The following is a 21,845-nucleotide window of genomic DNA, read 5'->3' as shown; positions in this document are numbered from 1 at the left end:
AGAATTCCCTGCAAGGAGAAAAAAGATGCTCGAACAGTCCAACGAACTTTCGGCCTGGGATCGCGACCACTTCTTCCATCCCTCGACGCATATGGGCACGCATGCGCGGGGCGAGTCCCCGGCGCGCATCATGGCCGGCGGCGAAGGCGTCACCGTCTGGGACAACACCGGCAAGAAGAGCATCGATGCCTTTGCCGGGCTCTATTGCGTCAATGTCGGCTATGGCCGCCAGAAGATCGCCGATGCCATTGCCGATCAGGCCAAGAACCTAGCTTATTACCACGCCTATGTCGGGCACGGCACCGAGGCCTCGATTACGCTCGCCAAGATGATCATCGACCGCGCGCCGAAGGGCATGTCGAGGGTCTATTTCGGCCTCTCCGGCTCCGACGCCAACGAGACCAACATCAAGCTGATCTGGTATTACAACAACGTTCTCGGCCGGCCGGAGAAGAAGAAGATCATCTCGCGCTGGCGCGGCTATCACGGCTCCGGCGTCATGACCGGATCGCTGACCGGGCTCGACCTGTTTCACAACGCCTTCGACCTGCCGCGCGCGCCGATCATGCACACCGAGGCACCCTATTATTTCCGCCGCACCGACCGCTCGATGAGCGAGGAGCAGTTTTCGCAATATTGCGCCGACAAGCTCGAGGAGATGATCCTTGCCGAGGGCCCGGAGACGGTCGCGGCCTTTATCGGCGAGCCGATCCTCGGCACCGGCGGCATCGTGCCGCCGCCCGCCGGCTATTGGGAAAAGATCCAGGCGGTGCTGAACAAATACGACGTGCTGCTTGTCGCCGACGAGGTGGTGACCGGCTTCGGCCGTCTCGGCACCATGTTCAGCTCCGACCATTACGGCATCAAGCCGAACCTGATCACCATCGCGAAGGGCCTGACGTCTGCCTATGCGCCGCTTTCCGGCGTCATCGTCTCCGACAAGGTCTGGCAGGTGCTGGTCAGGGGTTCCGACAAGCTGGGCTCGCTGGGCCACGGCTGGACCTATTCGGCGCATCCCATCTGCGTCGCCGCGGGCGTCGCCAATCTCGAACTTATCGACGAAATGGATCTGGTCAGGAATGCCGGCGAGACCGGCGCTTATTTCCGCGCCGAGCTGGCCAAGGCCGTCGGCGGCCACAGAAACGTCGGCGAGGTCCGCGGCGACGGCATGCTGGCTGCGGTCGAGTTCGTCAGGGATCGCGACGATCGCGTCTTCTTCGATCCGGCGCTCAAAGTGGGCCCGCAGATCGCCACGACGCTCGCGGCAAGCGGCGTCATCGGCCGCGCCATGCCGCAGGGCGACATCCTCGGCTTCGCGCCGCCGCTTTGCCTGACGCGCGAGGAGGCCGACACCATCGTCGCCAAGACCGCTGACGCCGTGAACAGCGTGTTCACCAGCCTCTGAAGCAATCCAGGAAAGGTGTGAACGGTTTTCCGTCCGGAGTTGCGTGAAAGCAAAGGAACAGACCGACATGAATGCCATGACCAGAACCGTCCCCGCCACGATGGCCGCCGTGCAACTCACCGGCCACGGCGGCCTGGAAAAACTCGTCTATCGCACCGATGTGAAGGTGCCGCCGCCGGCTGCCGGCGAGGTGCTGGTCAAGGTCAGCGCCTGCGGCATGAACAACACCGATGTCTGGGTGCGCCAGGGCGCCTACGGCACCGAGGAAGACGCGGCCGCCGTGTCGACCTGGCGCCGGCAAGGCAACACGCTGACCTTTCCGCGCATCCAGGGCACCGATACGGTGGGCACCATCGTCGCCGTCGGTGACGGCGTACCCTCCGAGCGCATCGGCGAACGCGTCATGGTCGACTTCTCCATCTACAACCGTGACGACGATTCGCTTGCCGACATCGACTATATGGGCCACGGCCGTGACGGCGGCTATGCCGAATACCAGACGCTGCCGGCCGAGAACGCGCATGTCGTCAATACCGATTTGAGCGATGTCGAGCTCGCCACCTTCTGCTGCGCCTATCTCACCGGCGAGCAGATGCTGGAACGTGCAGGCTTGAAGGCCGGCGAACGGGTGCTGGTCACCGGCGCCTCCGGCGGTGTCGGCTCCGGCATCGTGCAGCTGGCGCGGGCGCGGGGCGCCATTCCCTATGCCGTGGTCGGCAAGGGCAAGGAGCAAGCGGTGCTCGACATCGGCGCCGAGAAAGTGGTCACGCGCGGCGTGGCCGACCTGCCTGCCGCCGTCAACGAAGCGACCGCTGGCCAACCCATAGACGTGGTCGCCGACCTTGTCGGCGGCGCCATTTTCAATGATCTGCTGTGCATCCTGCGGCCCGAGGGACGCTACACCACCGCAGGTGCCATCGCGGGGCCGGTGGTGCAGTTGGACCTGCGCACCATGTATCTGAAGCAGCTTCAGCTGCACGGCTCGAGCCAGGGCACCAGGGCCGATTTCCGCCGCATCGTGCGCTACATCGAGGAGAAGAAGATCCGCCCGCTGGTCGGCGGCGTCTACAAGCTGTCGGACTTCCACCGCGCCCAGACCGACTTCATGGCCAAGGACTTCGTCGGCAAGCTGGTGGTGGTGCCGGACGCGATTGCCGACACGAACAAGTAGCGGCCGATGGCGGCGGTCGACGGGTTGACCTTGGCGGTCAGCCCTTGCGCTCCTGAAGGGTGTTGCCGCCATCCACGACGATGACGGCTCCGTTGACATAGCTGGCGCCGTCGGACGCCAAGAACAGCACAGCCGCGGCGACCTCCTCCGGAGTGCCGGCGCGTCCAAGCGGCGTGTTTTGCGCCGCGAGGAGTTCTTCCGGGGTCGAGGCGCCCGTCGCGATCCAGCCCGGCGCCACGGCATTCACGGTGACGCCGCTGCGGCCGACCTCCAGCGCAAGCGCATGCGTCAGCCCGACCATGCCTGCCTTGGCGGCGGAATAAGCGGCCTCGCCTTCGTTGGAAACGTAAGGGCCGGTGACCGAGGCCATGTTCACCACGCGTCCATGGCCGCGCCGGACCATGCCGGCCAGAAATGCGCGTGTGGCAAGGAATGTGGTCTTCAGGCTGACATCGATGCCGCGGTCCCAGTCGCTTTCGCTGAGATCGAGAAATCGCCGCTGCAGCGCGGGCTGAGCGACCGTTCCCATCCCGGCATTGTTGACGAGGATATCGATCTCGCCGACCTCCGAGCAGAGCCGCTCGACATCCGCTGCACGCGTCAGATCGGCCACCACCGCACGAACGTCGAGCCCCTCCGCCCGCAGCTCTTCAGCGCGCTGCTCGACGCGATGCGACGAGGCGGTGATCGCGACCGCAAGCCCGGCGTCGCCGAGTGCGCGCGCCACCGCGACGCCGATGCCGTCGGCGGCGCCCGCGCCGGTCACCAGCGCCGTGCGGGATTTGCGAAACGTGGTCATGAGCCCTCCAAGGTGATGACGCCAATGCCGCGAGTCAGTATCCGGCGCTGATGCCGAAATCGATCGAAAGCGCGGCCCCGGTGATCGGCGCCGCGCCGGGCTGGCAAAGATAATGGATGAAGGAGGCGATCTCTTCCACGCCGATGAACCGTGCTCTTTCCCCTTGCGGGTAGTGCCCAAGGAGCCGGCGCTTGTAGCCGTCCGGGTCATCTCCGCCATAGGTCCTTGCCTGATACTCGATCATCGGCGTCGCCGTGTCGCCAGGACAAACGGCGTTGACCCTGATGCCGTGCGGCGCAAGCTCTAGGGCGAGAGCCTTGGTCAGCAGCACCAGCCCGCCTTTGGAGGCGCAATAGACCGCCGCGCCGCTGTTGCCGACGATGCCCGCGTCGGAGGCGATATTGATGATAACGCCCTGCGCCGCCGACAGGTGCGGAATGGCGGCCGAGATCAGGAAGAAGGCGCCTTTGAGATTGACATCCAGCACCAGGTCCCATTGCTCTTCGCGGACCTCGCTTGCCGCTCCCTCGAGCCAGACGCCGGCGGCGTTGACGAGAATGTCCAGGCCATCTCCCCACTCGCGCGCCTTGTCCACAACCTCCCGGCAGGCGGCGACGGAACGGACGTCGAGCGGCAGACCGATCGCGTTCGCACCGGTCGCAGCAATCTTTGACACGGCCTCGTCGAGTTTCGCGCCGGGAAGGTCGGCGAGCACGATCCGCTCGTCGTCAGCCGCCAGGCGCAGCCCCGTCGCAAGACCCATTCCCCCGGCGCCGCCCGCGATCAGGACGGTTCTTCCAGCCATTCGATAACCTCCGCTGTGCGATGAGCGTTGCGGCGAGACACAGTCCGGCATCCGAACCACGTCGGAGAGACATCTCGCATGCGCCAAGCCCGACAATCAATGATCACAGGACCGAAGCCATTCGCTTCGCGATCACCCCAGCTCCAGCGTCGTGATGCCGAAAACCTTCGACGGCGCATTGCCTGGTTTCCCGCCGCGGTACATGCGGGTCGTCGTGAAACCGGGGACCATGCCGACAGCCTGAAGCACGGCGGTAAAGCCGATCTGAGTGGCCGGCACGTCGATATGCAAGGCTTCGCCCGCCGTCCTTCCCGTCAGTTCCACCATCAAAGCCAGAGCTGTTTCCATGTCATCCGCGAACAGCGGACCGACCTTGAAACCTTCGCGGCATCGGCGCGCCACGCCGTAGCCGGCAAGGCCGGTCGAGCCAGTGGACATCATCGCGATCCGGGGCGGCCGCAGCCATTCCCGCAGGAAGGCCTCCCGAGGCGCCGGAAAGCACTGGCGGTCATAGGCCAGGATCTCGGCTGTCTCGGCGGCCTCAACGGACCGGATTTCCCGCCCCCCGGTCAGTCCCGCCGGACGACCGCTGAAGCGGACGGTCTCATAAGCCGGCACGAACCCTTTGTGTTGGTAGTTGGCCCGCTGCTCGGCTACGCCGTCGAGGCCGACAATGCGGTCGCCGAGCCGAGCCATGCCGGCATCCCAGACCGCCTTGCCATGGCCTTCACCGCGCCGATCGGGCCGGCAGATATAGAGGCCGATGAAACCGAACTCCGCGCCATAGGCGACGGCCGAGATGCCGGCCACCATCTCGCCGCCGACGATGGCACCGACAAATCCTTCCGGATCGGCGGCCCTGAGCGCGGCGGCATCGCCGATGCCCGGATTCCATCCCTCCCCCGCCGCCCACTCGACGAGCGTTTCCACCTCGCTGGCGGTCAGCGTCCGGATCGTTCTCGGCATGGCTTCACTCGGCGGCGGCCTAGAGGCAACGGATTTCAAGCCTCCAGGATAGGTCGCCGCCAGCAGGTTGCAAAGACCGGTTTTGGACGTTGCCGACCTGTCCACGCCACGAAGCCCAACCGTCGATGCTCCTTCGCCGATTCGGCGAAGAGGCCGCCCATTGAACGCTAGACCGTCGAGCGGATTGCTATCCGGGTTTTTCGAATCGATGCAAAGGGTTAGCAAGAACGCGCCCGAAACATCAGCCGTTGTTCCAATGGGCAACTGGACACGACCGTCGAAGGCGGGGAATCTTCTTTGGTCGTTGCTTCGAATTGAATGGAGTGCCCGAGGAAATGCCCCTGAGCGCCGAAGAAATCGCCAGTCATCCGGCAGCTCTGCGCGGTGTCAAGGAGCAGTCGCGCGCGCTCATCCATATCTACGAAACCAGCCCGCGCCTTGCCGCCGTTTTTGCCACCCAGCAGCGCTGGCTACTCGGCCATGTCGGACTTGCGCTGCATTTCAGGCGCGACCCCGATGACCGCCGCACCGAAATGACCGTAGCGCGTTTCATCGAGGTCGTGCGCCGCAATTCAGTTGCCAGCCGCAACACCGCCGAAGCGTTCGTCAAGGAAATGCTCCATTACAACGTCGCCGAATACATTTCGTCGCGTGGCGATGGCCGAGCTCATCCCTTGCGGGTGACCGCGGCCACCATCGAGACCTTTACCGGCTGGATCCATGCCCATTTGCGAACGCTCGACCGCATCGATGGCGGAGCCCGGCTGACGACTTTCCTCGAACACCCCGATATGCTGGCCAAGCTGCAGCCATTGATCTGCGACGGATTGCTCGCATCCATTCCGGTGCGGGAACCCCAGCAAACCTTCTCGTTGTTCATCTGGCTCAACAACGGCGGCATCGTCATGGACTGGCTGATGTCGGGTATCGATCCGGAGGACGCCAGCCTCGAGAAGATTCCGACCGGCGTCATTTCGATCAGCGAATTCGCGCATTGGCTGAAACTGTCGCGCACGCATCTGGCGCGCAAGCTCCGCGACGCCGAGGCGCTCGGCAGCATCGGCTGGGTCGGGCAGCGCGGACATTCCGTCATGTGGGTGTCGCGGCAGTTCTTCGACGAGTATATGGCCGTTCAGGCAGCCAAGCTCGCGATCGTCGACGCAGCCTTCGAGGCGTGTTTTTCCGGAGCGGGCGAAGGCTGAGCGCCGCGGCGCCTGCTCCGAGCTTGCCGTGACGGCGCGCAAAGAGACGCGCCGTTGAGCCGCTTCGACGATGACGCGGCGCTCAGAGCAATTCCAGGATATTGCGAAACGGTTTTCCGTCCGGAATTGTCAAATCAAAGAGATAGGGCGGTTTGCCGTTTCCGTGAAACGGTGAACCGCTCTATGTCCTCAGTCGATGTCGAAGGATACGCCTTGCGCCAAGGGCAGGGCCTTCGAGAAGTTCACCGTGTTGGTGGCGCGCCTCATATAGGCCTTCCAGGCGTCCGAGCCGCTCTCGCGGCCGCCGCCGGTTTCCTTCTCGCCGCCGAATGCGCCGCCGATCTCGGCGCCCGACGTGCCGATATTGACATTGGCGATGCCGCAGTCCGAACCGTCGACGCCGAGAAAGCGCTCCGATTCCTGCAGGTCGCGGGTGAAGATCGAGGACGACAGGCCGGCGCCGACCGCGTTGTGCAGGTCGAGCGCCTCGTCGAAATCGGCATATTTCATCACATAGAGGATCGGCGCGAAGGTTTCTTCCGTCACCGGCGAAACCTGCTTCGGCATTTCGACGAGCGCCGGATGCACATAGTAAGCATCGGGATGGCCGTTCTCGAACCGCGTGCCGCCGGTCACCTTGCCGCCATGCGCTTCCGCTTGTTTCAATGCCTTCTGCATATTGTCGAAGGCGGCCTTGTCGATCAGCGGACCGACCAGCGCCGAGGTCTCCAGAGGATTGCCGACCGAAACGCTCTGATAGGCCTTCTTCAGGCGCGGCAGCAGCGCGTCATAGACGCTCTCATGCACGAACAAACGCCTGAGCGTCGTGCAGCGCTGGCCGGCGGTGCCCATGGCGCCGAACGCAATGGCGCGCAGCGCCATGTCGAGATCGGCGCTCGGGCAGACGATGCCGGCGTTGTTGCCGCCGAGCTCGAGCACCGCGCGTGCAAAACGCTTGGCCAGCCGCGGACCGACCTCGCGGCCCATGCGGGTCGAGCCCGTGGCCGAGACCAGCGGCACCTTCGGATGGTCGACCAGCACCTCGCCGACGGCGCGGTCGCCGATCAGCACCTGGAGTAGTCCTTCCGGCGTATCGGCGCCGAAACGCCTGGCGGCGCGCTCGAAGATCGCCCCGCAGGCAAGCGCCGTCAGCGGCGTCTTTTCCGACGGCTTCCACACCACCGCGTCACCGCACACGAATGCAAGTGCCGCGTTCCACGACCACACCGCGACGGGGAAGTTGAAGGCCGAGATCACGCCGACTACGCCGAGCGGATGCCAGGTTTCCATCATGCGGTGTCCAGGGCGCTCGGTGGCGATGGTCAGGCCGTAGAGCTGGCGCGAAAGACCGACCGCGAAATCGCAGATGTCGATCATCTCCTGCACTTCGCCGAGGCCCTCGGACGGGATCTTGCCGACCTCGATCGACACCAGCCGGCCGAGCTCCGCCTTGTGAGCACGCAACTCCTCGCCGAGCAGGCGCACCAGCTCGCCCCGCTTCGGCCCCGGCACCAGCCGCCAGGCCTGGAAGGCGTTGTGCGCGGCATCGATAGCCTTGCCGGCATCGACCGTCGAGATCGACTTCAGTGCCGCGATCTGCTCGCCCGTCACCGGGCTGCGCACGATGAGGTCGCCGCCGGAAAGCGCATCCTTGGCGACGCCCAGTTGCTCCAGAAGTGAGGCCGTTTCCTTCGCTATCGTCATGTTTGTTCCTTTTCAGATCTCGCCTTGGATATGGCGAGCGTCGAAGCCTTGCGCCACGTCTTGTCGGCGCCCTGAGGCACGACGGCGCTTTCATGGCGTGGCATTACTCGTTTCGGGGAAAAACCGCCACCCCGGCATGGTCCAACCCCGGCGCGCAAAATTGGGCCAGCAGTGAAAGTGGATTCAGCGCGCCTTCTTGGCCTGCGACTTCTCGGTGCTTTCCTTGATCAGCCGGTCGATATGCATGCGGATATGAGCGGCCTCGGCGGCGGTGTTGGCTAAAGCGATCGCACGATCGAAGGCCACGCGCGCCTCCTCGCCGCGGCCGAGCTGCATCAGCAGGCCGCCCTTCAGGCCGAAGAAGTGGAAATAGCCTGCCAGCCGATCTTCGAGCGGTTCGATCATCGCCAGCGCCGCTTCGGGGCCGCGCACCTTGCTCACCGCAACCGCGCGGTTCAGCGTCACCACCGGCGACGGCTGCATCTGCTCGAGCAAGCCGTAGAGCAGGTCGATCTCGGTCCAGTCCGTATCCTCGGGTTTTGCCGCCCGCGCATGCAATGCCGCGATCGCCGCCTGCACCTGGTATGGGCCAGGCTTGCGATGACGCAGCGCCTTGTCGACCAGCGCCAGGCCCTCGTCGATCATCTTGCGGCTCCAGAGCGACCGGTCCTGATCCTCGAGCAGCACGATTTCGCCATGCGCGTCGAAGCGCGCCGGCGCGCGCGCATGCTGGAGAAGCAGCAGCGCCGTCAGCCCCATGATCTCCGGTTCCTGCTGAAACAGCCTGAGCAGCAGCCGGGCGAGCCGGATCGCCTCCTCGCAGAGCGGCGCGCGGGCCGGCGCCTCGCCGCCATTGGTCGAATAGCCCTCGTTGAAGATCAGATAGATCATGGCCGCGACCGCCGCCAAGCGCTCGGAACGCTCGATCGCGCCTGGGGTCTCGAACGGCACGCCGGCATCGGCGATGCGCGCCTTGGCGCGGGTGATGCGCTGCTCCATGGCGCTCTCGCCGACGAGAAAGGCGCGCGCGATCTGCTTGACCGTCAGGCCGGAGACGATGCGCAGCGCGACCGCGATCTGCTGCGTCGCCGGCAGATCGGGATGGCAGCAGATGAACAGGAGCCGCAGGATGTCGTCGCGATAATGCGCGCCGTCGAGCCGCTCGGCCATATCGCCTTCGGCATCCTCGAGATCGGAGATCTGATCCTCTTCCGGCATCGGCGCCTGCTTGGCGCGCTTGCGCACCGCGTCGATGCCGCTGTTGCGGCCGACGAAGATCAGCCAGGCCGCCGGATCGCGCGGCGGCCCGTTTTTCGGCCAGTTCTTCAGCGCCCTCAGGCACGCATCCTGGAAAGCTTCTTCCGCGGCGTCGAGGTCGCGGAAATAGCGCAGCAGCGCGCCCATCGCCTGCGGACGGGCGGTGCTGATCGCGTTGCTGATCCAGGCAAGTTCGGTCATGCGGGAACCTTTGTCGGATTGAAGACCGAGATCGGCCTGATCTCGTAGGAACCACCGCTCGGATTGACCTCGGAGAGTTCGCGGGCGAACTCGACGGCTTCGTCCAGGTGATTGCATTCGAGCGTGTAGAAGCCGAGGAACTGCTCCTTGGTCTCGGCGAACGGGCCGTCGAGCACCACCGATTCGCCCTTGACCTTGCGAAGCGTCGTCGCGGCTGTGGTCGGCAGCAGGCGCGCCACCGGCCCCAGCCGGCCTGCCCTGGCGTATTTGTCCTGTACGTTGAGGAGCTTTGCCATGACGTCCTCGTCCTGTTCCTTGCTCCAGGAGCAGACGACGTCTTCGGAGGCATAGCAGAGAATGGCATAAAGCATGGCGCGTCCTTTCCGTATCAAAGGACGCAACAGTAAGACCCTTCCCGACACATGGTCGACAAAAAAGTTGTAGGGCGATCACGGGTTTACACTGTCACCCGGGTGTGGTCAGGCTTCGCGCGCCTGCAGCCATCTCAGCACCAGCGTCTCCTCCTCGTCGAGGCCCGGTATAAGGCGCTTTCGTTTGTTGGCTTCGGCCATTTCGCCGAGCAGCTTCCCTTCGGCCCACTCCTCGAATACGAGCGGATGGATATAGCACCGGCGGCAGACGGCTCGCGTATTGCCGAGTCGTTCGGCGACCTTGTCGACGATACTGTTCATCACGCGGTTTTTCTGGGTGATGCTCTCGGGCAACTCCGCCTGCGCGAACAGGGATGCCGCATGGATGGTGCCGCCCCAGGTGCGAAAATGCTTGGAGCTGAACTCCGGGCCAGATGCCTCGCGAATATAGCGGTTGACGTCCTCCGACCGCAGCGGCCGGCGTGTTCCCTCGTCATCAAGATACTGAAACAGCTTCTGGCCAGGCAGGTCCTGCGCGCCGCGCACGATCTTGGCGATGCGTCGGTCGACGAGCTTCAGCTTCCATTCCTTGCCGGACTTGCCCATGAAGGAGAAGCGCAGGCTGGAACCGGTGATTTCGACATGGCGGTCGCGCAGCGTGGTCAGGCCGAAACTCTTGTTGTCGCGGGCATAGGCGGCATTGCCGACACGGATCATGGTGTTGTCGAGCAGCCAGACGACAGAGGCGACAACGCGCTCCAGCGGAAGTCCATGACGGCGCAGGTCGGCATCGACCTGGCGCCTCAAGGAGGGCAGGCTTTGCGCGAAAGCAACGAGGCTGGAATATTTGACGCCGTCCCGTTCCTCGGTCCACTGCGGATGATAGCGGTACTGCTTGCGTCCGCGCTGATCCCGGCCGGTCGCCTGAATATGGCCGTTCGGGTCGGGCGAGATCCATACATCCGTCCACGCGGGCGGAATGACGATCGCCTTGATACGGTCAAGGGTGGCCGCGGTGACCGCACTCCCGTTCGGGCCGACATAGGAAAATCCCTTGCCTTTTCTCAGGCGCCGGATGCCCGGATCGGCATCGCTGACATAGCTGAGCGCGGCGCGCTCGGCGGAACTCTGCGCGCCGTTCCCTTGTATTTCCAGACCACCCGCCAGGCGGCCGAACGACGATTGTGCTCGTTGCAGCATGGTAACTCCACGGAACTGCTCCGTAGATAAGCCGCGCGACAGCGGCTGGTTCCGCCCGTCCCCAGAGGGCGTCCTTCAGCTCCGCCGGTCGGCGGACACCTCAGCCATCCAAAGCCTGCCGTCGTCGACATGGGTGGGAAAGTAGTCCCGTCCGGCCGGTATCGCTTCCAGAACCGCTCCCGACTCGTCCGTCAGATAGTCGTAGCCGATCTGCTGCAAACGTTGCTCCGGATCGAGATGATTGTAGAGGTCGCGACGTGCCACGCGCCGTTTCGGCTCGATCATCTTCAAATGATAAAGATTAAGGCCGCTGTCCCGAAGCTTGAAGCGCAGATCTTCGGGGAACCAGGCCTTATGCAGCCCTTGCGAGCGGCTCAGATCCGGGTGATAGGCGGGGAAAAGCCTGTGCTGCATCTTTTGGCCCCAGACGCCGTCGATGCGATAGCTTGCCGGCGTATACATCTCCCTTAGGCGAAATCCCCAGGCATTGCGCCTGGACCCGCTGGTCAGTTGGCCGATCCGGCTGGCCACGGCATCTTCCAGCCTTTCGTCCGGATCGATTGCCAAAAGCCAATCGGCACCCGCCTCATAAGCCGCGGCAACGAGCGCGCGCCGCCTCTGCGGTTCATTGCTGAAGACCGCATCCGCCGCCCGATCGTCATAGGCGATCCAGCCATCGACGATTGCGTCGAGATTGGCGAGGAGGTCTGGCACAAGATGCGCGTCGTAGCGATAGCTGAAAATGGCGACGATCCTTTGCCGCGACCAAAGCCATCGACCGCGCCGCCGGCGCGGCTGCTTCATCTCCATGGTGATCATGGCCGCGTGCCTGTCCTATCGCCATGCGTTACGCCGACGGCTGCCCCCCAGATTTTGCGAACAATGCCGCCCATACGATCGGCAGCGATAACATCGCGAAACGTCTATCCTCTTCGCAAAGGCCTTCTTTTGCGAACTTGCCGACATTGCGCCGGTCCCGAAACACCCCTTTGAAAATCCGCAATGGCTTTCGGTGCCCAACGGATTTGAGGTAGGTCCCATATCGGTATCCGCGCAGATACTGGTCGACAATCACTCGGATCAGCCGTGTCTCGTTGCGATGGACGGTAAGCACCGCCGGCTCCCATAGCGGCGCTATCGCCTTCGGCAGTCTTTCCAGGAATTCCGTGTCTTCTCCCGTCGCCATTTGTTCGTCGAATAGCCCATACCGATCGAACAATTTTCGGTCGAAAGAAACACCGTAGCGAAGTGCCTTATGAGCGGGAAGACCTGGCAGGCGCCGCATATAGGTAACGAGATGGGCCGCGCACGCGACCAGATTGCGCGGATGACTGTTGGCGATGGCGCTTGCCACGGCCGCGACGCCTTCCCGGTGATGGCGCAGCCGGACCTCTGCCCATCGCGGGCATGCCAGGCAATCATCCGCGAGAAAGGCGATGAAAGGAGCTTTCGTCGCCGCTATGCCGCGATTTCTCGCGGCCCCGGCAAAGAGCCTTTCTTCGCACTCGATGACTGGCACGTCGAGTCCGGCATTGGCCAGAAGCGCCTGGGCATTCCCGCCGCCGGAATTCACGACCACCACCTCGAGCGGGATGTTCTGGCCGAGCACCGACCTGACCGCCGCGACCAGATCGGTCGGAGCCCGAAAACCTATCACCACGACTGCAAGTTCCGGCCCGTCGGCCATCAGGCACTTTGCAGCTGGACGCAATGGGCTGGGAACCGGCGCCGCGCCGCGATTTTGAGCCGGTAGCGCATGCAGCGCCAGATGTCGGTGGAAACCTTGGGCGCCGCTTCGGCAACCGCCAGGAATTTTGCCGCCGTTTCGAGATCGCCGCGAGCGTAGTGTACGCGGGCGATCTTGAGCGCCACAAGCCCTTCCCTCGCTTTCAACGACGATTTCGCAATGCCGCAGTCGGCGAGTTCGCGCAGCGCCAGGCGCCATTCGAGGAAGCGTCGCGCAGGCTTTATCGCGAAGCGGTCATCCGAACGGTCCGACGATACGAAGTAGATCATGATCGGTTGCCTCACGACCGCGAGCGATGCCTTGCTCATAACCCGCGCCCAAAACAATGTGTCCTCGTCGTAGGCAAGACCGGTCGGGAAGCGCGTGTCGCCGACCGTATGCCGCGACACCAGCGCGCTGCCGACGGCAATCGACCGTATCCTGCCATCCACATAGGCGGAGGCATTGGCGAGTCCGGCAGTCATGTAGCCGGCCGGCGTTTTGAACTGTCGGTCCCGGCCATCGGTCCGCCGGCGGTAAGCGCCGACCACCATGTCGGCGCCTGGCTTGGCCCTGGTCTTGGACAGCAGCGTCCGCAACCCACCCTCGATATGCAGATCGTCGGCGTCGATCATGTAAATCCAGGGGAAGCGCGCCTCGGCCAGCGCAAGATTGCGGGAGCCGCCCGCGTCCCGACAATTGGACCGGATGACCCGGAACGGCAGCGCCAGCCGCGAGGCTGCGTCCGCGGCCACGGCCGCCGTGTTGTCCGTCGAGGAATCGTCGACCAGTATCACTTCGCCGATGACCTCGGCTTCCGAGCGCAAGGTTGCCAACGTGTCTGCAACGGTTGCCGACGCATTGTGTGCTGGAATGATGATGCTGACCGATGTCAACAATTGAACTCCGCGCAAGTGCCCGGCAGGCCGGTCCACGGTCCGGCGGCAAGATAGCGGCGGGATCGCGATTTGAGAAGCAGCCGCATCACCGATCGTGCGCCTTCAGGCAGCGACCGGGATGACGTCGACCGCCTGCTCGCCGATCTGCTCGCCGGTGGTTTTCAGGACGCCGACAATCGGCGCCACGTCGGAATAGTCGCGGCCGTATCCCACCGTGATATGGTCGTTGCTCGCCCGCATGCCGTTGGTCGGATCGAATTCCTGCCAGCCGGCATCGCGCCCGCACCAGGCCTTGACCCAGGCATGCATGGCGTCGGCGCCTTCGAGCCTCGGCTTACCCTTGGGCGGGATCGTGCGCAGGAAGCCGCTGACATAACCGGCGGGGATGCCAAGCCCGCGCAGCCCGGCGATCATGATGTGCGAGAAATCCTGGCAAACCCCACGCTGAAGCGCAAAGGCATCGCTGGCGCGCGTCTGCACGGTAGTTGCCCTGCCGTCATAGGTGAAATCGCGGTGGATCCGATTGCAGAGATCGACCGCCGTGGCGATCGCCGAACCGGCGAGGCTTTCCCGCGCATAATCCGTGATTACCGGATCGATGCCGGCGTGGTCGCTGGCGGCGAGGAAGTGATGCGGCGCGTCGGGGGACAGCGAACGCACCGCGTCGAGTTCCGCCCTCAAGCCGTGAATGTCGGGAGAGACGTCGAGGCCGGCTTCCGGCCGCGACACCGACACACGGGCGCTCATCCTGACGTGGAGCTCCTCATGCGCGTCGCGAACGGCGATCGCAGTGACGTTGTTGCCGAAGAAATCGGAAAAATCCGCGCGCTCGGCCGGATTCGGCTGGAACGACAGCGAGGCGGCGATAACCCGCTGCACGCCGGCGATCGTCTGCGGCAGCACGCGCACCTGGTGCCTGCCGCCGCCGGCTGCGGCCGCATAGCCGTAATGAAGATGAAGCCTGATGTCGTAGAGCATTTATCCGAAATAGGCCTTGGCGAGACTGTTGTAGAGATCGCCGATCTGAATGGCGAGATCGTCCAGCACCTTCGCGGTCATGTCCTGAGGCTCCATCACGGCGAGCGCCGTGTTGAGCTGCAGGATTTCTTTCGCCGCGGGCGACATATGTCCCTCGCCGCCGACGGAAGGCAGCATGCCGATCTCGGCCTTGAGCCGCTCGAGCTGGAACAGGATCGAGCGCGGGTTGAGCGGATCGAGCGCCAAGAGGTCTATAACCGTGCGCCGGCCTGACTGAACCGGATATTGCCGGCGGTGGGTCATGACGCTGTCGCCGATCTCCAGCATCATGTCGAGTGCGCCGTCGGGCGCGTCTGCCTTTGTCAGCCTGGCTAGCGTGCGCGCGATCTGGATGCCACGTTCCAGTCGGCGGCCGATCTCCAGGAAGCGCCAACCGGTGAAGCGGTACATGTTCTCGTGCAGCAGCCCCGAGAAGCCCGCAAGCTTTCGCAGCATCACGGTCATCGCCCGCGTCGCGTCGTCGCCCGGCGCGACCGTCTCAGCGAATTTGTGGATGGTCTTCGACAGATCCTTCAGCGCCAGCCAGCCATCCGGCGAGAAGCGGTCGCGGATCTGGCCGGCACTGTAGACCGCGCTGTCCAATGTGCCGATCAATCCAAGCGGGATCGCGGTTTCGACCTCGATGCCGAACGGTTCGAGATAGTCTCTGATGTCGGCGAGCAGCGGCATCTCGGGATCGGATGTCTCCGCCAGCCTGACGTGATAAGCGCGCAGCACCCGCACCGTGTCTTCCGAGCGCTCGATATAGCGGCCGAGCCAGGTCAGGTTTTCCGCGGCGCGGCTCGGCAGGCTGCCGGGCATGGTGCGGGTGAAGCCGTCGCTCTCCTGCGGCAGCAGCGTCTCCCGCTCGACAGGCCTGTCGCTGACTACCCAGACATCCGCAGCCTGACCGCCGCGCTGCATGGCCATCGCGGTCGGGTCGAGCGAGAAGCCGACGCGTGCAAAGCCGCCGGGCATCACCGTCCAGCCTTCGTGTGTTCGCGCCAGGTAGACGCGCAGGCTGGCGGGCCGCGGCTCCAAGCGGCCGCCGGCAAAGACCGGCGTAGTCGAGAGCGTGACCGCCTCCTGGCCGACGAAGCCAACCCCGTCGGCTTCGATCCGCGCGATAAGCTCCGCCCGCTCGCCGGCCGAAAGCGCCGAACCGAGCCTGGTCGCGCCATCGTCCTCGAAGGCAAGCCGTGTCGACAGCGCCGGGCCAACCACCATGCGGTCGATATTGGCCAGCACATGGTCGCGTTCGGCCTGCTGTCCGCACCACCAGGTCGCAATGTTCGGCAGCTTGAGTTCCTCGCCATGCAATTCCCGCGCGATCCGCGGCAGGAAAGAAAGCAGCGCCCGCGTTTCCGCCAAGCCGGAACCGAGCCCGTTGACGGCCGAGACGGTGCCGCGCCGGATCGCCTCGACCAGCCCCGGCGTGCCGATCTGCGAGTCCGGTTTGAGCTCCAGCGGATCGGCGAAAGCGGCATCGAGCCGCCGCCACAAAACGCCGATCGGCATCAGGCCCGAAACCGTGCGCACCATCAGCCGGCCGCCGGACACCGTCAGGTCCTCGCCTTCGAGCAGCATAATGCCAAGATAACGCGCGATATAGGCGTGCTCGTAATAGGTCTCGTTGAGCGGTCCGGGCGTCAGGATGGCGACGCGGCCGCCGGAATCCTTCGCCATGCCGTTCAGCGCATCACGGAAGCGGCGGAAGAAGCCGGCCAGGCGATGCACATGCAGCTCGCCATAGATGTCAGACAAGGCGCGCGTGGTGGCAACGCGGTTCTCCAGCGCAAAGCCGGCGCCCGACGGCGCCTGCGTGCGGTCGCCCAGAACCCACCAGCGGCCGTCGGGGCCGCGGCCGAGCTCGAAGGCGACCATGTGCAGGAAATGGCCGCTGGCCGGACGGACGCCGACCACCGGGCGCAGATATTCCGGGCTCGCCGCAATCAGCCCCGCCGGCAGGATTCCCTTCTCGATCAGCCGGTTCGGCCCGTAAATGTCGGCCAGCATCGCCTCGAACAGGTCGGCGCGCTGGACGAGGCCGGCGCTGATCTCGGCCCATTCCTTCTCGTCGATCAGCAGCGGGACATGCGCCAGCGGCCATTCGCGCTCGTTGGCGCCGGCTTTGTCGTAGACGCGGTAGTAGACGCCGGCATCGCGCAGATATTGGTCGGCGCGGGCAAAGCGCTGTCCGAGCGCCTCAGCCCCCAGATCGTCCAGCGCTCCGATGAAGGACCGCCAGGCCGGGCGCGGATTGCCCGACGCGTCGACCATCTCGTCGACGACGCCTTCGATCGGCCGGTAATGCTCCAACAGGCTCTGCGCCCGCGGCCTGCCGCCCGCCCGTTTCTGATTCCCCTTGGCCATGCTCGATCAGAATCTCGCCGGTCGCCTGAGGTCAAGGGTCATGGGAAACTCTTCAGAACCTTGTTCTTCACGCAGCACATAGGCACCCGGCGTATGGCCGCGCGGCTCGAAGCGGGCCAGCCGCCGCGCCTCCGCCTCGTTGCCGTTGACCGGGAAGGTCTCGTAGTTGCGGCCGCCCGGATGCGCGACATGATAGACGCAGCCCCCCAACGAGCGGCCCGACCAGCGGTCGTAGATGTCGAACACCAGGGGCGTGTTGACCGGCAGGGCCGGATGCAGGCCGGAGGCCGGCTGCCAAGCCTTGAAGCGCACGCCTGCCACCGCGACCTCTCTGCTGTCGGTCGCCTTCATCGGCACGATGCGGCCGTTGCAGACGACCGCGTGACGCTCCGGATTGAGGCCTTGCGTCCTCACCTGCAGCCGCTCGATGGACGAATCGACGAAGCGGACGGTGCCTCCGATCGCGCCTTGCTCGCCCATCACATGCCAGGGCTCGAGCGCCTGCCTGAGCTCCAGCTTGACGCCGCCATGCTGCACCTCGCCGCAGAACGGGAAGCGAAATTCGAGTTGGGCTGCGAACCATTCCGGGCGGAAGTCGAAGCCGTTGAGCTTCAGATCTTCCAGCACGTCGAGGAAATCCGCCCAGACATAATGCGGCAGCATGAAACGGTCATGCAGCGACGTGCCCCAGCGCGCGAAGCGGCCGTCGAGCGGGTTCTTCCAAGCCCGCGCGATGATAGCGCGGACCAGCAATTGCTGGGCGAGCGACATCCGGGCATTGGGTGGCATTTCGAAGCCGCGGAACTCGACCAAACCGAGCCGTCCCGTCGGACCGTCCGGCGAGAACAATTTGTCGATGCAGATTTCCGAACGGTGCGTGTTGCCGGTCACGTCGGTCAAGAGATTGCGGAACAGCCGGTCGACCAGCCACGGCAACGGCGCCTCGCCCTTGTCGGGATGCGGCACCTGGGCCAGCGCGATCTCGAGTTCATAGAGGGAATCATGCCGTGCCTCGTCGATGCGCGGCGCCTGGCTGGTGGGGCCGATGAACAGGCCGGAAAACAGATAGGAGAGCGATGGGTGCCGCTGCCATTGCAGCACCAGGCTCTTCAACAGGTCCGGCCGGCGCAGGAACGGACTATCGTTGGGCGTCGCGCCGCCGACAACGACATGATTGCCGCCGCCCGTGCCGGTGTGACGGCCGTCGATCATGAACTTGTCGGTGCCGAGCCGCGACTGCCTGGCTTCCTCATAGATCGCCGCGGTCGTCGCGACGCATTCCCGCCAGTCGGCGGCCGGGTGGATGTTTACCTCGATGACGCCGGGATCGGGCGCCACGCGGATGACGTTGAGGCGCGGGTCGTGCGGCGGCCCATAACCCTCGATATGCACCGGCAGGCCGATCGCCTTGGCCGCGTTCTCGGCCGCCGCCACCAGCTCAAGATAGTCCTCAAGCGCCTCGACCGGCGGCATGAACACGCAGAGCCGCCCGTCACGAGGCTCGACGGTGAGCGCCGTGCGCACCGCACCGCCGATCTCGGTGATCTCCTGCTCGACGCGGTCCTGCTGGCCCGTTGTCGCGGTGAAGGACGCTGCCAGCTGGCGGCGCGCCATTTCGTCGGGGCCCTCAAGTTCTGCTGGGGCAGGTTCCGGCAAGAGAGCGTCGCGCGCCGGCAGCGTAGCGCGCGGCAGCGACGGATCGACCGGCACGATATAGGGGTATTGCCCCGGCGGCACGTAAGGCAGCGCGCCGAGCGGCAGCCGATAACCGACCGGGGAATCGCCCGGCACCAGGAACAGCCGGCCGCGCCGCGTCTTCCACTTTTCCGAACGCCAGCGCTGCCCGGCGGCCTGGCTGTTCCAGCGCTGCACCGGCAGCACATAGCCTGACGGCTTGGTCAGGCCGCGCTCGAACACACGTGCCATGCGGCTGCGCTCTTCCGGATCCTCCAGCTTCGAGTTGGACGGGTCGACATTATCCGGCAGCTTGCCTTCCTTGAGCAGCCATTCGGCCGGATCCTCATAGGCCTCGCCGACCATCGCCTTGTCGATGCCGAGCTCGGCGGCGATCGCCGTGAGCAAGCTTGCGGCCTGCTCAGGCCCGACAGAGACGGTGCTCGTTTCGCGCGCGATCAGCGACGGGTCGCGCCAGACCGGCTCGCCATCGGTGCGCCAAAAGAGCGAGAAGGTCCAGCGCGGCAGGCTCTCGCCCGGATACCACTTGCCTTGCCCGTAGTGGAGGAAACCGCCCGGCGCGAAGCGCTCGCGCAGCCGCCGGACCAGCTGATCCGCCTTGTCGCGCTTGGTCGGCCCGACGGCCGCCGTGTTCCATTCGGCAGCCTCGAAATCATCGATCGACACGAAGGTCGGCTCGCCGCCCATGGTGAGCCGCACATCCTGTTCCCGCAAAACCGCGTCGACCTTGTTGCCCAAGGCGTCGAGCGCCTCCCAGCTTTCATCCGAGAACGGCTTGGTGATGCGCGGATGCTCGGCGATGCGCTGGACGCGCATGTCGAAGCCGAAATCGACATTGGCGAAGCTCGCCATGCCGGAGATCGGCGCGGCATTGCGGAAGTGCGGCGTCGCCGCCAGAGGCACATGGCTTTCGCCGGTGAGCAAACCGGAAGTCGGGTCGAAACCGATCCAGCCGGCGCCCGGAATATAGACTTCGCACCAGGCGTGCAGGTCGGTGAAATCGACCGAGGTTCCAGGCGGTCCGTCCAACGAGACGAGGTCCGGCTTCAACTGGATCAGGTAACCGGAGACAAAACGCGCTGCGATGCCGAGGTTGCGCAGGATCTGCACCAGCAGCCAGCTTGAATCCCGGCACGAGCCTTTGCCGGCGGCCAGCGTCTCCTCCGGCGAATAGACGCCGGTCTCCATGCGCACGATATAAGCGATTTCGCGCTGCAGCCGCGCGTTGAGGCCGACCAGGAAGTTGACCGTGTTTGTCGGACTGCGGTCGATGGTTTTCAGGAAGGCCGACAGCAACGGGCCGGCCGGCTCGGGCGTGCGGTATATGGCGACGTCTTGCCTGATCTCTTCCGGGTACTCGAACGGGAAATTCTCGGCTGATTCCTCGACGAAGAAATCGAACGGATTATAGACCGTCATATCGGCGACGAGATCGACTTGGATCTTCAGTTCCGTCACCGGCTCCGGGAAGACGAAGCGGGCGAGGAAGTTGCCGTACGGGTCCTGCTGCAGGTTGACGAAATGGTTCTTCGGCTCGACCTTCAGCGAATGGCTGAGCACCTTGGTGCGCGAATGCGGCGCCGGCTGCAGCCTGATCACCTGAGGGCCGAGAACGACCGGCCGGTCGTATTTGTAATGGGTCAGGTGGTGGACGGCTGCCAGAATTGCCATGGTGCCCCGGGGAACGACGTTTCAATCGCCGAACCCTGACATAAGTGCTGGGCATTCTCCAAGCAGAGATGTTGCGCTGCACCTAATTTAAGCAGCGTTGCCGGCTTAGAAAAACGCCTGAAGCCCCGTCTGCGCCCTACCCAGTATCAGCGCATGCACGTCATGCGTGCCCTCATAGGTGTTGACCGTCTCCAGGTTCTGGGCATGACGCATCACGTGATAGCCGATCTGGATGCCGTTGCCGCCATGCATGTCGCGAGCCTGGCGGGCGATGTCGAGCGCCTTGCCGCAATTGTTGCGCTTGACGATCGAAATCATCTCCGGCGCCATCTTGCCTTCGTCCATCAGCCGGCCGACGCGCAGCGAACCCTGCAGGCCGAGCGCGATCTCGGTCTGCATGTCGGCGAGCTTCTTCTGGAAGAGCTGCGTGCCGGCGAGCGGCTTGCCGAACTGCTTGCGGTCGAGGCCGTACTGCCGCGCGCGGTGCCAGCAATCCTCGGCCGCGCCCATGGCGCCCCACGAGATGCCGTAGCGCGCGCGGTTGAGACAGCCGAAGGGTCCCTTCAGGCCCGAGACATTGGGCAGCAGCGCCTCCTCGCCGACCTCGACGCCTTCCATCACAACCTCGCCGGTGATTGAGGCTCGCAGCGAAAGCTTGCCGCCGATCTTCGGCGCCGACAGCCCCTTCAGGCCCTTTTCCAGCACGAAGCCGCGGATCTGGTTGTCATGCGCGGCCGACTTTGCCCAGACGACGAAGACGTCGGCGATCGGCGCGTTGGAAATCCACATCTTGGAGCCGGAAAGCCTGTAGCCGTTCGCCGTCTTCTCGGCCCGTGTCTTCATGCCGCCCGGATCGGAGCCGGCATCCGGCTCGGTGAGGCCGAAGCAGCCGATCCATTCGCCGGAGGCGAGCTTCGGCAGGTACTTCTTGCGCTGCTCTTCCGAGCCGTAGGCATGGATCGGATACATGACCAGCGACGACTGCACGCTCATCATCGAGCGATAGCCGGAATCGATGCGTTCGACTTCGCGCGCCACCAGCCCGTAGGTGACGTAGTTGGCGCCGAGCCCGCCATATTCCTCCGGAATGGTGATGCCGAGCAGGCCCGCCTCGCCCATCTCGCGGAAGATCGAGGGATCGGTTTTCTCATCGGCATAGGCTTCCTCGATGCGGGGCGCCAGCTTGTCGGCGGCGAACGCCGCTGCGCCGTCGCGCACCATCCGCTCGTCTTCGGAAAGCTGGTCCTCGATCAGGAAGGGATCGTTCCAGACGAAGGCGTTCTTCTCGGCGGCCATGAGGTGGGTCTCCCGGTAAAATCTTGGATGGCCCGGCTTATCCGCCTCCATCTGGAAAAAATCAAACGAAATTGCATCAAGCATCAA

Annotated in this window: 17 protein-coding genes; 3 read left to right on the top strand and 14 right to left on the bottom strand. The window is 64.7% G+C overall.

What is annotated here, in order from left to right:
- Positions 1 to 25: 25 nt before the first annotated feature.
- Positions 26 to 1,405 carry an aspartate aminotransferase family protein gene (locus tag CK221_RS06950; protein ID WP_095777198.1) on the top strand — a complete coding sequence of 460 codons (1,380 nt, stop codon included), beginning with the start codon at positions 26 to 28 and terminating at the stop codon, positions 1,403 to 1,405.
- A gap of 67 nt (positions 1,406 to 1,472) precedes the next feature.
- The gene (locus CK221_RS06945) at positions 1,473 to 2,576 is read left to right on the top strand and encodes an alcohol dehydrogenase family protein (protein ID WP_095777365.1); all 1,104 of its coding nucleotides are present in this window, start codon (positions 1,473 to 1,475) and stop codon (positions 2,574 to 2,576) included.
- Positions 2,577 to 2,613: 37 nt separating this feature from the next.
- Here the strand turns inward: CK221_RS06945 and CK221_RS06940 are convergent, their stop codons facing one another.
- The 3 genes from CK221_RS06940 to CK221_RS06930 all read right to left on the bottom strand — a co-directional run bounded on the left by CK221_RS06940 (position 2,614) and on the right by CK221_RS06930 (position 5,146).
- Positions 2,614 to 3,375, bottom strand: a complete 762-nt coding sequence (locus CK221_RS06940) for an SDR family NAD(P)-dependent oxidoreductase (RefSeq protein ID WP_095777197.1) — start codon at positions 3,373 to 3,375, stop codon at positions 2,614 to 2,616.
- A gap of 34 nt (positions 3,376 to 3,409) precedes the next feature.
- Positions 3,410 to 4,180, bottom strand: a complete 771-nt coding sequence (locus CK221_RS06935) for an SDR family oxidoreductase (RefSeq protein WP_095777196.1) — start codon at positions 4,178 to 4,180, stop codon at positions 3,410 to 3,412.
- A gap of 132 nt (positions 4,181 to 4,312) precedes the next feature.
- Entirely contained in the window at positions 4,313 to 5,146 is an 834-nt protein-coding gene (locus CK221_RS06930) for a GNAT family N-acetyltransferase (RefSeq protein WP_095777195.1), read from the bottom strand.
- A 335-nt stretch (positions 5,147 to 5,481) separates the two neighbouring features.
- On the opposite strand from CK221_RS06930, the gene CK221_RS06925 reads away from it, so the two are divergent.
- Positions 5,482 to 6,348 carry a hypothetical protein gene (locus CK221_RS06925; protein ID WP_095777194.1) on the top strand — a complete coding sequence of 289 codons (867 nt, stop codon included), beginning with the start codon at positions 5,482 to 5,484 and terminating at the stop codon, positions 6,346 to 6,348.
- 189 nt (positions 6,349 to 6,537) lie between these two features.
- On the opposite strand, the gene CK221_RS06920 is transcribed toward CK221_RS06925, so the two are convergent.
- The 11 genes from CK221_RS06920 to CK221_RS06870 all read right to left on the bottom strand — a co-directional run bounded on the left by CK221_RS06920 (position 6,538) and on the right by CK221_RS06870 (position 21,758).
- Positions 6,538 to 8,052, bottom strand: a complete 1,515-nt coding sequence (locus tag CK221_RS06920) for an aldehyde dehydrogenase family protein (protein ID WP_095777193.1) — start codon at positions 8,050 to 8,052, stop codon at positions 6,538 to 6,540.
- Positions 8,053 to 8,235: 183 nt separating this feature from the next.
- Complete coding sequence (locus CK221_RS06915; RefSeq protein ID WP_095777192.1) at positions 8,236 to 9,510, bottom strand: RNA polymerase sigma factor; 1,275 nt, start codon at positions 9,508 to 9,510, stop codon at positions 8,236 to 8,238.
- Entirely contained in the window at positions 9,507 to 9,881 is a 375-nt protein-coding gene (locus CK221_RS06910) for a YciI family protein (RefSeq protein ID WP_095777191.1), read from the bottom strand. The genes CK221_RS06915 and CK221_RS06910 overlap by 4 nt, the downstream gene beginning before the upstream one ends.
- Positions 9,882 to 9,989: 108 nt before the next feature.
- Positions 9,990 to 11,081, bottom strand: a complete 1,092-nt coding sequence (locus CK221_RS06905) for a DNA topoisomerase IB (protein WP_095777190.1) — start codon at positions 11,079 to 11,081, stop codon at positions 9,990 to 9,992.
- A 75-nt stretch (positions 11,082 to 11,156) separates the two neighbouring features.
- Complete coding sequence (locus CK221_RS06900) at positions 11,157 to 11,900, bottom strand: hypothetical protein (RefSeq protein ID WP_095777189.1); 744 nt, start codon at positions 11,898 to 11,900, stop codon at positions 11,157 to 11,159.
- Between the two features lie 28 nt (positions 11,901 to 11,928).
- Positions 11,929 to 12,768: a glycosyltransferase gene (locus CK221_RS06895; protein ID WP_095777188.1), complete on the bottom strand. Its 840-nt coding sequence runs from the start codon at positions 12,766 to 12,768 to the stop codon at positions 11,929 to 11,931.
- A complete protein-coding gene (locus tag CK221_RS06890; protein ID WP_095777364.1) occupies positions 12,768 to 13,703 on the bottom strand; it encodes a glycosyltransferase family 2 protein in 936 nt (311 codons plus the stop codon). The genes CK221_RS06895 and CK221_RS06890 overlap by 1 nt, the downstream gene beginning before the upstream one ends.
- 105 nt (positions 13,704 to 13,808) lie before the next feature.
- Positions 13,809 to 14,684, bottom strand: coding sequence for a transglutaminase family protein (locus CK221_RS06885; protein WP_095777187.1), 876 nt, complete (start codon positions 14,682 to 14,684; stop codon positions 13,809 to 13,811).
- Positions 14,685 to 17,096 (bottom strand): circularly permuted type 2 ATP-grasp protein, encoded by a 2,412-nt coding sequence (locus CK221_RS06880; protein WP_095777186.1) that lies wholly within the window; start codon positions 17,094 to 17,096, stop codon positions 14,685 to 14,687.
- Positions 17,097 to 17,102: 6 nt separating this feature from the next.
- Positions 17,103 to 20,462, bottom strand: coding sequence for a transglutaminase family protein (locus tag CK221_RS06875; RefSeq protein WP_095777185.1), 3,360 nt, complete (start codon positions 20,460 to 20,462; stop codon positions 17,103 to 17,105).
- 105 nt (positions 20,463 to 20,567) lie between these two features.
- The gene (locus tag CK221_RS06870) at positions 20,568 to 21,758 is read right to left on the bottom strand and encodes an acyl-CoA dehydrogenase (RefSeq protein WP_067002729.1); all 1,191 of its coding nucleotides are present in this window, start codon (positions 21,756 to 21,758) and stop codon (positions 20,568 to 20,570) included.
- Positions 21,759 to 21,845: the final 87 nt, after the last annotated feature.

Source organism: Mesorhizobium sp. WSM3868 (assembly GCF_002294785.1).
Classification (GTDB): domain Bacteria; phylum Pseudomonadota; class Alphaproteobacteria; order Rhizobiales; family Rhizobiaceae; genus Mesorhizobium.
Note: the sequence above shows the minus strand (reverse complement) of the source record. Positions and strands in the feature narration are given on the sequence as shown.

What these genes read in the sequence shown, in the direction of transcription:
- CK221_RS06950 (WP_095777198.1), top strand. Translation starts at nt 26, where the DNA reads ATGCTCGAACAGTCCAACGAACTTTCGGCCTGGGATCGCGACCACTTC.
- CK221_RS06945 (WP_095777365.1), top strand. Translation starts at nt 1,473, where the DNA reads ATGAATGCCATGACCAGAACCGTCCCCGCCACGATGGCCGCCGTGCAA.
- CK221_RS06940 (WP_095777197.1), bottom strand. Translation starts at nt 3,375, where the DNA reads ATGACCACGTTTCGCAAATCCCGCACGGCGCTGGTGACCGGCGCGGGC.
- CK221_RS06935 (WP_095777196.1), bottom strand. Translation starts at nt 4,180, where the DNA reads ATGGCTGGAAGAACCGTCCTGATCGCGGGCGGCGCCGGGGGAATGGGT.
- CK221_RS06930 (WP_095777195.1), bottom strand. Translation starts at nt 5,146, where the DNA reads ATGCCGAGAACGATCCGGACGCTGACCGCCAGCGAGGTGGAAACGCTC.
- CK221_RS06925 (WP_095777194.1), top strand. Translation starts at nt 5,482, where the DNA reads ATGCCCCTGAGCGCCGAAGAAATCGCCAGTCATCCGGCAGCTCTGCGC.
- CK221_RS06920 (WP_095777193.1), bottom strand. Translation starts at nt 8,052, where the DNA reads ATGACGATAGCGAAGGAAACGGCCTCACTTCTGGAGCAACTGGGCGTC.
- CK221_RS06915 (WP_095777192.1), bottom strand. Translation starts at nt 9,510, where the DNA reads ATGACCGAACTTGCCTGGATCAGCAACGCGATCAGCACCGCCCGTCCG.
- CK221_RS06910 (WP_095777191.1), bottom strand. Translation starts at nt 9,881, where the DNA reads ATGCTTTATGCCATTCTCTGCTATGCCTCCGAAGACGTCGTCTGCTCC.
- CK221_RS06905 (WP_095777190.1), bottom strand. Translation starts at nt 11,081, where the DNA reads ATGCTGCAACGAGCACAATCGTCGTTCGGCCGCCTGGCGGGTGGTCTG.
- CK221_RS06900 (WP_095777189.1), bottom strand. Translation starts at nt 11,900, where the DNA reads ATGATCACCATGGAGATGAAGCAGCCGCGCCGGCGGCGCGGTCGATGG.
- CK221_RS06895 (WP_095777188.1), bottom strand. Translation starts at nt 12,768, where the DNA reads ATGGCCGACGGGCCGGAACTTGCAGTCGTGGTGATAGGTTTTCGGGCT.
- CK221_RS06885 (WP_095777187.1), bottom strand. Translation starts at nt 14,684, where the DNA reads ATGCTCTACGACATCAGGCTTCATCTTCATTACGGCTATGCGGCCGCA.
- CK221_RS06880 (WP_095777186.1), bottom strand. Translation starts at nt 17,096, where the DNA reads ATGGCCAAGGGGAATCAGAAACGGGCGGGCGGCAGGCCGCGGGCGCAG.
- CK221_RS06875 (WP_095777185.1), bottom strand. Translation starts at nt 20,462, where the DNA reads ATGGCAATTCTGGCAGCCGTCCACCACCTGACCCATTACAAATACGAC.
- CK221_RS06870 (WP_067002729.1), bottom strand. Translation starts at nt 21,758, where the DNA reads ATGGCCGCCGAGAAGAACGCCTTCGTCTGGAACGATCCCTTCCTGATC.